The organism is Paraburkholderia ginsengiterrae (assembly GCF_001645125.1).
Taxonomy (GTDB): Bacteria; Pseudomonadota; Gammaproteobacteria; order Burkholderiales; family Burkholderiaceae; genus Paraburkholderia; species Paraburkholderia ginsengiterrae.
In genome coordinates this window covers 289,252-300,613 of the sequence record NZ_LXKA01000327.1, presented here as the reverse complement: position 1 = coordinate 300,613, position 11,362 = coordinate 289,252, and the positions used below count along the sequence as shown (strand labels likewise).

Genomic DNA, 11,362 nt, shown 5'->3' with positions numbered 1-11,362 from the left:
CCGCCGGGCGATATGCCCCTCCCCGTATACCCCGCCAGGGCCTTGGGCGCCGCTGCCGCTGGAAGCATTTCCGCTAAAATGAATATCTGGCTTTCTTTTCAAGCGCCCACCGAAGCAATTCATGTCCCGACGCATCATCCCCGTTGCCGATCACAGCGCGGTGCCAGTTATTGCCGGCCCGGTGCAGACGCCTAGCGGCGCGCTGCACGACACGCTTGCGCGCCCGCTGCGCGATCTGCGCATCTCGGTGACGGATCGCTGCAATTTCCGTTGCGTCTACTGCATGCCGCGCGCGGTGTTCGACAAGGACTACACGTTCCTGCCGCATAGCGCTTTGCTCAGCTTCGAGGAAATCGAACGCCTCGCGCGGCTTTTCGTCGCGCATGGCGTCGAAAAAATCCGTCTGACGGGCGGCGAACCGCTGCTGCGCAAAAATCTGGAATTCCTGATCGAACGGCTCGCGCAACTGACCACCCCGGCAGGCCGCCCGCTCGATCTGACGCTCACGACCAACGGCTCGCTGCTGGAGCGCAAGGCACGCAGCCTGAAGGATGCCGGCCTGACCCGCGTGACCGTCAGCCTGGACGCGCTCGACGACGCCCTGTTTCGCCGCATGAACGACGCCGACTTTGCGGTCGCCGACGTGCTGGACGGCATCGCTGCCGCACACGCGGTGGGGCTCGCGCCGGTCAAGGTCAACATGGTGGTCAAGCGCGGCACCAACGACGGCGAGATCGTGCCGATGGCGCGTCACTTCAAGGGCTCGGGTGCGGTGCTGCGGTTCATCGAATACATGGACGTCGGCACGTCCAACGGCTGGAACATGACGGAGGTACTGCCCTCCGCCGACGTCGTCATGCGCATCGCCGAGCATTTCCCGCTCGCGCCGCTCGAGGCGCACAGCGCAGCCGAGACCGCCCAGCGCTGGGGTTACGTGGACGGCGGCGGCGAGATCGGCGTGATATCCAGCGTCACGCGCGCGTTTTGCGGTAGTTGCACGCGGGCGCGTCTGTCCACCGAGGGGAAGTTGTATCTGTGCCTGTTCGCGTCGGCCGGCCACGACCTGCGCGCGCTGGTGCGCAGCGGCGCGAGCGACGCCGCGATCGCCACCGCCGTCGCCGAAATCTGGCAGAACCGCGGCGACCGCTATTCGCAGCTGCGCGGCAGCGGCGCAGCCGATGTGCCCGCGCAGGATGGCCGCCGCGTCGAAATGTCGTATATCGGCGGCTAAGTGGCAGATGAACGGCAAATGAGCTGCGGCACATGAAGCCGGTGCGAGAAGACATCACCGGGCTGCTGCTCGCGGGCGGCCGCGGCATACGCATGGGCGGGGCCGACAAGGGGCTGCAAATACTGCACGGCGAACCACTCGCCGTCCACGTGCTGAGGCGCCTCGCGCCGCAAACCGGCGCCCTGCTGATCAGCGCCAATCGTCATCCTGAAAGGTACGCCGCACTGGGCGCACCTTATGGCGCCACGGTGGTGGCCGATACCCTCGACGGCTTTCCCGGCCCGCTGGCTGGCCTGCTCGCCGGACTGCGCGCGGCGGATACCGCGTACGTGCTCAGCGCGCCCTGCGACTCGCCCTGGCTGCCCACCGAGCTTGCCATCCGCCTCGCCCACGAGCTGGACTCGACCACGTCGGACATCGCCATGGCCGCTACCTCCGACGCCCACGGCCAACTGTCCCCGCACCCCGTCTTTGCGCTGCTGCGCACGGGTCTCGCAGACGACCTGTCAGGCTTTCTGGAAGCCGGCGGGCGCAAAGTCCGCGCGTGGTACGCGCGCCACAAGACGGTCGAAGTCGTCTTTACCGACGAGCGTGCGTTTTACAATATCAATTCGCTACAAGAACTCGCTGACCTCGAACGTGATCGAGGACCCGGTTGAAATCCCGCTCCGGTTGAACGGCAACAGCCGGTCCCGCCTCCAGCCGCGACGTCCAGCTCTTCATGACCACGCTTAACGAATTTTCCCGCTGCGTCGCGCAGTACGATCCACACGCGCTACCTGTTTCGGCCGCTCAGGCAATTGTTCGCCAGTGGGCCGCGCCGGTCACGTCCGTTGAACGGGTGCCCCTGCGCGACGCGCTCGACCGCGTGCTCGCCGCCGATATCGTGTCGCCGATCGACGTCCCTTCGCATGACAACTCCGCGATGGACGGCTACGCATTCAACGGCGCGGCGCTCGCGGCCGGCGGATCCTCCGTCGAGTTGACGGTCATCGGCAAGGCGCTGGCCGGACATCCGTTCACGGGCCGGGTCGAGACCACCCAATGCGTGCGCGTCATGACCGGTGCCTGCATGCCGCCCGACTGCGACACGGTCGTGCCCCAGGAACTCGTCGAGCGCACCGCCGGCGGCGACTCGGCGCGCTTCGCCGGCAACGCCGTGGCGGCCGGGGCAACCCGGCGCCGCGCAGGAGAGGACCTCGCCCGCGGCCAGGCCGCGCTGCGAGCCGGCCGTATCATGCGCGCGTCGGATCTGGGCCTGCTGGCGTCGCTCGGCATCGGCGAAGTCAATGTCCGGCGGCGTTTGCGCGTCGCCTTCTTCTCGACCGGCGACGAATTGCGCTCGCTCGGCGAACCGCTCGACCCGGGTTCCGTGTACGACAGCAACCGCTACACGCTGTTTGCCATGCTCCGCCGCCTGAACATCGACACGCTCGATCTCGGCGTGGTGCGCGACGAGCCCGCCGCCATGGAAGCCGCCTTGCGCTGCGCGGCGGCCAGCGCCGACGTGGTGTTGACCTCGGGCGGCGTGTCCGTGGGCGAGGCGGATTTCACGCGGCAACTGCTGCATACATTCGGCGACGTCGCGTTCTGGAGTCTCGCCATGCGCCCGGGCCGGCCGCTCGCATTTGGCCGCGTCTGGTCCGGTGAGCGGCCCGGTGCCGGACTTCCCGCGTTATTCTTTGGTCTGCCGGGCAATCCGGTCGCCGTGATGGTGACCTTCTATCAGATCGTGCGCGAGGCGCTGCTCCTGATGTCCGGCGCCACGCCACAGCCGCTGCCGCGCATCGACGCCATTAGCCGCCAGGCCATCCGTAAGCGCGCCAGGCGCACCGAATTCCAGCGCGGCGTCGCCGAACAGGACGCGCACGGCATCTGGCACGTCACGCCAACCGGCTCGCAAAGCTCCGGCGTGCTGAGTTCGATGAGCGAAGCCAATTGTTTCATCGTGCTCGGGCACGATGAAGGCGACATTGCCGAAGGAGAACGCGTCGTTATCATGCCGTTCGACGGCCTCATCTGACGCCTGACCGACGCAACCCGCCCTACCGGCGATCATTGGCTCTCGCTTTACCCATTACCACTACGACACACGGGTTTGACTTACATGAAAAAACAGATCTCGTTCATTGCACCGGGACAGACGGCCAAAGCACTGATCCTCGTGTACCTGACGTTCTCGGTGCCGATCGTCCTGCTCGGCGTGCTGGTCGCGTTTATACGCTATGGCTCCGTGGAACTGAGCACGGTGTTCAGCGCGCTGCTGCTGAACGCGATTCTCGGTTTCATCCTGCTGTGGATTGCGTGCCATGCGTACAACTGGGTTGCCTCGCGTTTCGGCGGCATCGAAATTCACCTGACCGACGCGCCCGAAGAAGCCTGATGCCCGCAACGATCAGCGCCGCCTGATCCCGGGCCCGCAGGCTCATTGCTCGTCGGGATCGACACCCGCGAGCGCATCGCCGAGCAACCCGCTCGCCGCTTCGCCCGGCAATGCTTCAACGTCGCGCAACCTGCGGCTCATGACACGTGTGCGCGTTTCCGCCGCTTCGATAGAACGCGTGACGGTTTCCAGTTGCGCCTTCGTTTTGGCCAGCACGTCGCCGAACTTGCCGAACTCCGTTTTCACCGCGCCGAGCACCTGCCACACCTCGCTCGAGCGCTTTTCGATCGCGAGCGTGCGGAAACCCATCTGCAAGCTGTTGAGCAACGCGGTCAGCGTGGTCGGCCCCGCGATCGTCACGCGATAGTCGCGTTGCAGCAGATCCGTCAGACCCGGCCGGCGTAGCACTTCGGCGTACAGGCCCTCGGTAGGCAGGAACAGCAACGCGAAGTCGGTGGTGTACGGCGGCGCAACGTACTTCTCCGCGATCGTGCGCGCCTCGGCGCGAATCCGCGTTTCGAGCGCACGCGATGCCTCTTCCACCGCAACCGGATCGGCACGCTCCTGTGCGTCGATCAGCCGTTCGTAATCTTCACGCGGGAATTTGGCGTCGATTGGCAGCCAGACCGGCGCAGCCGCGTCCCCTTGCTCCGCGCGCCCCGGCAGCTTGATCGCAAATTCGACGCGCTCCGTGCTTTTCGGCACCGTCGCAATGTTTTTCGCGTACTGGTCGGCGGTGAGCATCTGCTCGAGCAACGCTTCCAGCTGCACTTCGCCCCACGTGCCGCGCGTCTTCACATTGGTCAGCACCTTCTTGAGATCGCCGACACCCGCTGCCAGCGTCTGCATTTCACCCAGCCCGCGATGCACCTGTTCAAGCCGGTCCGACACCAGCTTGAACGACTCGCCGAGGCGCTGTTCGAGGGTCGCGTGCAGTTTTTCGTCAACGGTGCGGCGCATTTCCTCCAGCTTGACCGAGTTGTTCGCCTCGATATCCTTCAGCCGCTGCTCGATAGTCGCGCGCACTTCGGCGAAGCGGCGGTCGTTGGACTCGGTGAGTTGCCCCAATTGCAGACTCAGGGTGTCGCCAAACTGCTTGAGCGAGCGGCCCTGCTCGTCGCGCGCCTGCTGGGCCTGCGCCTGCAAACTCTGACGCACGGCGTCGAGTTGTTGAGCGAAACCGTCGATCTTGCCGCCTTGCACGGTCGCCATACTGCCGAACTGCGTGGCCAGCGTTTGCTGGAACTGCGCGAAGCCACCACTCTGTTCGGTGCGCGAGACGCGCGCCGTCTCGCCGATGTCATTGCGCAGTTGCCGTTCGAGGCGCTCGTACGCATGCGCTTGCGCGTCGGCTGCGGCGTCCATGCGTTCGTTCAGCAGTTCGAACTGTTCGCTTTCTTCCGCGCGGCCGTAACCGCGTATCAGCAAGGCCAGGGCGATGACCAATGCAACCGCCAGCACCGCGACGGCCGCCACCAGAATCATTGTCATGAACGCGCCTTGCCGATAACGCCCGGATTGATCGGATTCGGCGGCCGCCCCGCTCGCGGCCCCTCACCCAACCCCGCGATCAGGTTGTCCGCCGCGAGATTCGCCATGGCGCGGCGCGTCGCTTCGGTCGCGCTGGCGATATGCGCGGTCAGCACGATGTTCGGCACGCTCAACAGATCCTGATTCAGATGCGGCTCACCTTCGAATACGTCGAGGCCGGCGGCTGCAATCTGCTTCGAACGCAGCGCTTCGACGAGCGCCGCGTCGTCGACGATGCCGCCGCGCGCGATGTTGGTAAGCGTTGCGGTCGGCTTCATCAAGGCGAACTCGGCCGCGCCCATCGTGTGATGGTTCTCCTGCGTGTACGGCAGCACCAGCACGACATGATCCGCGCGCCTTAGCAGGTCCTGCTTCGATACGTACTCGGCGTTCAGCTCGGCTTCGATTTCCGGCGCAACGCGCGAGCGATTGTGATAGATCACCTGCATGTTGAAACCCTTCGCGCGACGTGCCAGCGCCTGGCCGATCCGGCCCATGCCGATCACGCCCAGCGTCGATCCGTACAAATCGCTGCCGAGAAAGCTGTCGTACGCCCACTTCTGCCATTTGCCCGCGCGCAGCCAGTGCTCCGATTCGGCGATGCGGCGCGCCGCCGCCATCATCAGCGCCCAGCCAAAATCCGCGGTCGATTCGTTGAGCACGTCCGCCGTATCTGTGCAGACCACGTTTGCAGCGTCGAAGTCGTCCATGTCGAAGTTGTTGTAGCCAACCGCCATATTCGACACCACGCGCAGACGCGGCGCCGCCGCGAACACGGCGGAGCCGATCGGTTCGCCCGCGGTCAGCGCGCCGTCCTTATCGGCAAGACGGCGCGTGAGTTCGTCAGTGGACAACACGTCGCCCTGATTCCACTCGACGTCGAAATACTGTTTGAGCCGTTCGATCACGTCAGGAAAGATGGGACGGGCAACAAGGATCTTCTGCATTGCAATTCTCCGTATAGTGCGTCGAGTTCGACCGCCTCGGCGTCAAACGCCGGCTTCAGAAAAACAGCCACCCGGTGACGAAAAAGACCGGCAACAGGATCGTGGCGGACCAGCCCAGATACGCGAAAAAGCTTGGCATGCGAACGCCGCGCGATTCCGCAATCGCTTTCACCATGAAGTTCGGCGCATTGCCGATATACGTGTTCGCCCCCATGAACACAGCGCCAGCTGAGATCGCCGCGAGCGTGGTGGCGCCAGCGGTCATGAGCGTCTGCGCGTCGCCGCCGGCCAGGTTGAAGAACACGAGGTACGTCGGCGCATTGTCGAGAAACGACGATAGCAGCCCGGTTGCCCAGAAGTACATCAGATCGTGCGGCTGGCCGGACGCGTCGTGGACCAGATGGACGATGCCCGCGAACGCCCCGGCCTCGCCCGCGCGCAGGATCATGATGACTGGCGCGATCGTCACGAAGATGCCGGCGAACAGTTTGGCCACCTCTTCGATCGGCGCCCAGTTGAAATCATTGCCCGCGCGAGCCGCGCGCGGCGTCAGCACCAATGAAAGCAGCGTCACACCGATCAGGGCGGCATCGCGCACGGCATTCTGCAGGGCCACGTGCGTGCCGAACACATCGAACACCACACCCGGACTCCACAGCCCGCTCATCAGCACCAGTCCAACCACCGCGGCCAGCAGCACAAAATTGATCTTTCCGTCGATACCAAGCGGCGGTGTATCGGGCGTCGGATCGAGAAAGCGCGAGCGCTCTTCCTCACGCCGGTGAAAGTAGAACGAGTCGAGCGCATAGAACCCGATCAGCAACACGCCGCAGACGAACAGCATGGGCAGCGCGAGGTGCGTGGTGGTCCAGAAAAAGCCGACGCCCTGCAAAAAGCCGAGGAACAGCGGCGGATCGCCCAGCGGCGAAAGCGAGCCACCGGCGTTTGCCACCAGGAAAATAAAGAATACGACCACGTGGACGACGTGTTTGCGATTGTCGTTGGCGCGCAGCAACGGACGGATCAGCAGCATGGCCGCGCCGGTCGTGCCCATAAAGCTTGCCAGCAACGTGCCGAGCGCGAGTATCGCCGTATTCAGGCGCGGCGTGCCATGCAGATTGCCACGCACGCAAATGCCACCGGCCACCGTATAGAGCGCCGTCAACAACACGATGAACGGAACGTACTCTTCGAGCAGCGCGTGCACGAGCGCGCCGAATGCGACGCCCGTACCGAAACTGAGTGCAAACGGCACGAGGAACACGAGTGCCCAGGCAGCGGCAATTTTGCCGAAATGGTAATGCCAGAAGGCCGGGGCAATAAGCGGAAATATTGCGATAGACAGCAGCACGCCTGCGAACGGCAGTCCCCACAACGCCGATAAAGTCGCCCCATCGAGCATGGCGGCAGACGCCGGTTGCGGCCAGCCAGCCAGCGTCAACATCAACGTCAACACAGCAGCAAGCCCCGCGCCCGTCCACCCGGCACGTTGTTTCATATCTTTGAAGTCCTTGTTATTGGAGGTCGCCGCGCGCGAGCGCAGGCGACCCATGGCACGGCCGCTTTTGCCGGTCAGGCGCCGTGCACGACGATCACATGCACCCGGTAAGGCCCATGCGCGCCAAGCACGATAGTCTGTTCGATATCGCCGGTTCGGGAGGGCCCGGAGACGAAATTGACCGCGCGTGGAAGTTCTCCGCGCTCCTTGCGGATCAGTCCGAAGGCCTCTTCATGGCCGGAGACGATGCGCGAAGCCGGCACGATGGCAATATGCGTTTCCGGGAGCAGACCGGCAGACGCATACGTTTGTGGTCCCGACAGCAACACGAGCGTGCCTGTCTCGGCGGTCGCACAGAAGCAGCCCGTGAGACCCACCACGTCGCCGTCTTGCGGCTTGCGAAATTCGACGCTGAGGCCGGCTTCGGCCCAAGGCAGTTCCTGTAGCGTTTGCCAGGCGATCGCCTGCAGCGGCAAGGCGTGTTGCGTGAGGTAGCGGTGCGCCGCGGCCGGCACTTCGCTCATTGCCTGAACCGTGTCGACCGTGGTCGCCATTTTCTGCGCTTCTTCGACGAAGCGCGTGACCAGGTCGGCCGGCATCTCGGGACGCGGACCCGCAGGATGACGCGTGAGGTACTCCGCGGCAGCCTCGCGCTCGGAGGCGGACGGCTCCGCGTCACGCCCTTGCGCTGCGCGGATGCGCGCCAGGATGTTGCGGCGGGCAATCGATGTGTCCATGTGCGAAATCCTCGTGTCGACAGCCGTGCGATATGACGAGGATTATACCGGCCACCCTGCGCGCGAACACCCTGGCCGAACGGGCTATTGCCGCGTATCGCCCACGCGGCCTACGCTATAGCCAGGTACGAAGCGCGCTACTTCGCCGCTTCTTCCTCGGGCTGCGCAATGCCGAACACCTGCCGCAGATACGCGAGATAGGCCTTGTCGTCGCACATGTTCTTGCCCGGCGAGTCCGAGAGCTTCGCCACCGGCTGACCATTGCAGCGAACCATCTTGATGACGATCTGCAGCGGGTTGTAGCCGAGGTCGTTGGTCAGGTTGGTGCCCACGCCGAAGGCCAGCTTGCAGCGTCCGCGAAAACGTTCGTACAGTTGCAGCACTATCGGAATGTCGAGCGCGTCGGAGAACACGAGGATCTTGGTGCGCGGGTCGCAGCGGTTCGCCTCGTAGTGCTTGAGCAGCCGCTCGCCCCAGTCGAACGGATCGCCTGAGTCGTGGCGCGCGCCGTCGAAGAGCTTGCAGAAGTACATGTCGAAGTCGCGCAGAAAGGCTTCCATGCCGTACACGTCGGAGAGCGCGATACCCAGGTCGCCGCGATACTCCTTCGCCCACATTTCGAAGCCGTAGGTCTGCGAGTCGCGCAGCCGCGGCCCGAGTGCCTGGCACGCCTGCAGATATTCATGCGCCATCGTGCCGAGTGGCGTGAGGCTGTGCTTCATCGCGTAGAAGACGTTGCTGGTCCCGGCGAACTGCTCGCCGAGATCGTCCTTCAGCTTGAGGATCACTTCCTCGTGCCATTGCTTCGAGAAGCGGCGGCGTGTGCCGTAGTCGGCGATCTTGCAGTCGGCGAATTCCGGGCGCGCGCCCAGCAGCTTGATCTTGTCCACGAGGCGGCCGCGCCCTTCGCTGTAGTCAGGCTTTTGCTGGGTGTTGCGGAAGTAGACTTCGTTGACGATCGCGAGCATCGGAATCTCGAACAGGATCGTGTGCAGCCACGGTCCCTTGATTTCGATGTCGATTTCCCCGTTACCCTTCGGCGAAGGCTCGATCGAAATATATTTCTCGTTCAGGTGGAACAGCGCGAGAAATTCAATGAAGTCGCCCTTGATGAAGCGCATGCGCCGCAGATAGTCAAGCTCGCCGTCGGAAAAACGGAGCTGGCAGAGCTTGCGCACCTCATCGCGAATCTCGCTGATATAAGGCACGAGATTGACATTCGGCGTGCGGCAGCGGAAGCGATACTCCACGTTCGCCGCGGGGAAATGATGCAACACCACCTGCATCATCGTGAACTTGTACAGATCGGTGTCGAGCAGCGAAGTAATAATCATGATGGTGCGAACTGGACTGCGAGAAAACGGACGGCCTGACAAGGCAGGCCCGACTCACCCATGCGCGTACGGCGCGCCCCGAGCGCGCCGACCTGACGCATGTTACCCGAATGCGCCCCGCTTCTGCGCGCAGCCGGTCTCTAGCGGCACGCGCCCGAAGCAAGCCCCCTTCGGGAAGCCATAAACTAATCACGAAAACATATAAGAGGCATTACGCGATGCTGTATGCGCCTCTTGACGTTACGATACAATAGCGCTTTTGGCGTTTCCGCCTTCCCTGATTCCGCATGCAGGAGCTGCCTGAATGACTCACGTTGTGACCGAAAGCTGCATCAAGTGCCGCTATACCGACTGCGTCGATGTGTGCCCGGTGGACTGCTTTCGCGAAGGTCCCAACTTCCTCGCGATCGACCCCGATGAATGCATCGACTGCGCAGTGTGCGTGGCCGAGTGCCCGGTGAACGCCATTTATGCCGAAGAAGACGTGCCGGGCGACCAGCAGAATTTCATCGAGCTGAATGCCGATCTGGCAAAGAACTGGCCGAGCATCACCAAGACCAAGGCCCCGCTGCCGGAAGCCGACGAATTTAAGGACGTGAAGGAAAAGCTCGAGCTGCTCGTTCGCTGAGCGCCGTTGCCTGTCACCCGCGTCGCCGGATTCGAATGAAATCGAGATGAACGCAAGGTATTGACAGGCGCTTAAGCTGCTTCTACAATTTCGTTTCTCTGCTGTTGTTGTTCTGTTCCTCGATAGCTCAGTCGGTAGAGCGCCGGACTGTTAATCCGTAGGTCCCTGGTTCGAGCCCAGGTCGAGGAGCCAAGAATTGCAAAAGCCCGTTAACCAAGACGGGCTTTTTTATGTAGATCAAGTTGTACTGCTGTTCCTCGATAGCTCAGTCGGTAGAGCGCCGGACTGTTAATCCGTAGGTCCCTGGTTCGAGCCCAGGTCGAGGAGCCAAAAATTTTGAAAGGCCCGCATCCGTGCGGGCCTTTTTCTTTTTGCGCGTCGCCTTTGCCAACCGCGGGTCACATCGTCCGATGCCGACGTTCATGACGCCGTGTCAATCAGAAGCTTAGGCAGCGGCGTCGGCCGTCTACCCCGCCCTCTGACCCGCCGGCCGTTATACGATGGCGATTCCCCGGCGCGTCCCGCGCCCAATCCAGACGCTCAATTTCCGGCAACCCCATGAAACCCACTGTGCTGCGCATCGCCCTTGCGGCCACTGCCGCCCTCCTGCTGCCTTCGGCGCACGGCGAAGAAGTCGGCAGCGTCAATACCAACTTCCGCATCACCGGCTCCGACCGGGTGGTCGTCGAGGCTTATGACGATCCTCTCGTTCAGGGCGTGACCTGCTACGTATCGCGGGCGCGTACCGGCGGCGTGAAGGGTACGCTCGGTATCGCCGAAGATCCCACCGAGGCGTCGATTGCCTGCCGTCAGGTCGGCGCAATTCATTTCACGGGCCCGGTCAAGCAGCAGTCCGACGTGTTCTCGGTCAGCATGTCGCTCATCTTCAAATCGCTGCATGTAGTGCGGGTGGTCGACGCGAAGCGCAACGCGCTGGTCTATCTCACGTACAGCGACCGGGTGGTCAGCGGCAGCGCGAAAAACAGCGTAAGCGCCGTGCCGATGCCGGCCGGCACCACGATCCCGCTCAAGTAAGCGCGCCGCCCACTACGACAAAACGCGCGCGGCCGACGC

General features: G+C 63.5%; 11 protein-coding genes and 2 tRNA genes. 8 read left to right on the top strand and 5 right to left on the bottom strand.

Features of this window, described 5'->3' with window-relative positions; genetic code table 11:
• The first annotated feature begins 121 nt into the window (after window positions 1-121).
• The 4 genes from moaA (at window position 122) to A6V37_RS23775 (ending at window position 3,614) form a co-directional block, all read left to right on the top strand.
• Window positions 122-1,231: a GTP 3',8-cyclase MoaA gene (gene moaA, locus A6V37_RS23790; protein WP_064268463.1), complete on the top strand. Its 1,110-nt coding sequence runs from the start codon at window positions 122-124 to the stop codon at window positions 1,229-1,231.
• Window positions 1,232-1,263: 32 nt separating this feature from the next.
• Window positions 1,264-1,890, top strand: coding sequence for a molybdenum cofactor guanylyltransferase MobA (gene mobA / locus A6V37_RS23785; RefSeq protein WP_064286406.1), 627 nt, complete (start codon window positions 1,264-1,266; stop codon window positions 1,888-1,890).
• Between the two features lie 62 nt (window positions 1,891-1,952).
• Entirely contained in the window at window positions 1,953-3,254 is a 1,302-nt protein-coding gene (gene moeA, locus A6V37_RS23780) for a molybdopterin molybdotransferase MoeA (protein WP_064286405.1), read from the top strand.
• A gap of 84 nt (window positions 3,255-3,338) precedes the next feature.
• Window positions 3,339-3,614 carry a hypothetical protein gene (locus A6V37_RS23775; RefSeq protein ID WP_064268466.1) on the top strand — a complete coding sequence of 92 codons (276 nt, stop codon included), beginning with the start codon at window positions 3,339-3,341 and terminating at the stop codon, window positions 3,612-3,614.
• Window positions 3,615-3,656: 42 nt separating this feature from the next.
• Here A6V37_RS23775 and A6V37_RS23770 read toward each other — a convergent pair whose 3' ends face one another.
• The 5 genes from A6V37_RS23770 to pncB all read right to left on the bottom strand — a co-directional run bounded on the left by A6V37_RS23770 (window position 3,657) and on the right by pncB (window position 9,660).
• Complete coding sequence (locus A6V37_RS23770; protein WP_064268467.1) at window positions 3,657-5,105, bottom strand: DNA recombination protein RmuC; 1,449 nt, start codon at window positions 5,103-5,105, stop codon at window positions 3,657-3,659.
• Window positions 5,102-6,091: a 2-hydroxyacid dehydrogenase gene (locus tag A6V37_RS23765; protein WP_064286404.1), complete on the bottom strand. Its 990-nt coding sequence runs from the start codon at window positions 6,089-6,091 to the stop codon at window positions 5,102-5,104. The genes A6V37_RS23770 and A6V37_RS23765 overlap by 4 nt, the downstream gene beginning before the upstream one ends.
• Before the next feature lie 55 nt (window positions 6,092-6,146).
• The gene (locus A6V37_RS23760) at window positions 6,147-7,589 is read right to left on the bottom strand and encodes a sodium:proton antiporter (protein WP_064268900.1); all 1,443 of its coding nucleotides are present in this window, start codon (window positions 7,587-7,589) and stop codon (window positions 6,147-6,149) included.
• A gap of 74 nt (window positions 7,590-7,663) precedes the next feature.
• Window positions 7,664-8,326 (bottom strand): LutC/YkgG family protein, encoded by a 663-nt coding sequence (locus tag A6V37_RS23755; RefSeq protein ID WP_064268469.1) that lies wholly within the window; start codon window positions 8,324-8,326, stop codon window positions 7,664-7,666.
• Between the two features lie 137 nt (window positions 8,327-8,463).
• Entirely contained in the window at window positions 8,464-9,660 is a 1,197-nt protein-coding gene (pncB, locus tag A6V37_RS23750) for a nicotinate phosphoribosyltransferase (RefSeq protein ID WP_064286403.1), read from the bottom strand.
• A 304-nt stretch (window positions 9,661-9,964) separates the two neighbouring features.
• On the opposite strand from pncB, the gene fdxA reads away from it, so the two are divergent.
• From fdxA to A6V37_RS23730, 4 genes are all read left to right on the top strand, one after another.
• Window positions 9,965-10,288, top strand: coding sequence for a ferredoxin FdxA (fdxA, locus tag A6V37_RS23745; RefSeq protein ID WP_064268471.1), 324 nt, complete (start codon window positions 9,965-9,967; stop codon window positions 10,286-10,288).
• Window positions 10,289-10,404: 116 nt separating this feature from the next.
• A tRNA-Asn gene (locus A6V37_RS23740) sits at window positions 10,405-10,480 on the top strand.
• 62 nt (window positions 10,481-10,542) lie between these two features.
• Window positions 10,543-10,618 (top strand) — tRNA-Asn (locus A6V37_RS23735).
• A gap of 228 nt (window positions 10,619-10,846) precedes the next feature.
• The gene (locus A6V37_RS23730) at window positions 10,847-11,323 is read left to right on the top strand and encodes a CreA family protein (protein WP_064268472.1); all 477 of its coding nucleotides are present in this window, start codon (window positions 10,847-10,849) and stop codon (window positions 11,321-11,323) included.
• The last annotated feature ends 39 nt before the right edge of the window (window positions 11,324-11,362 follow it).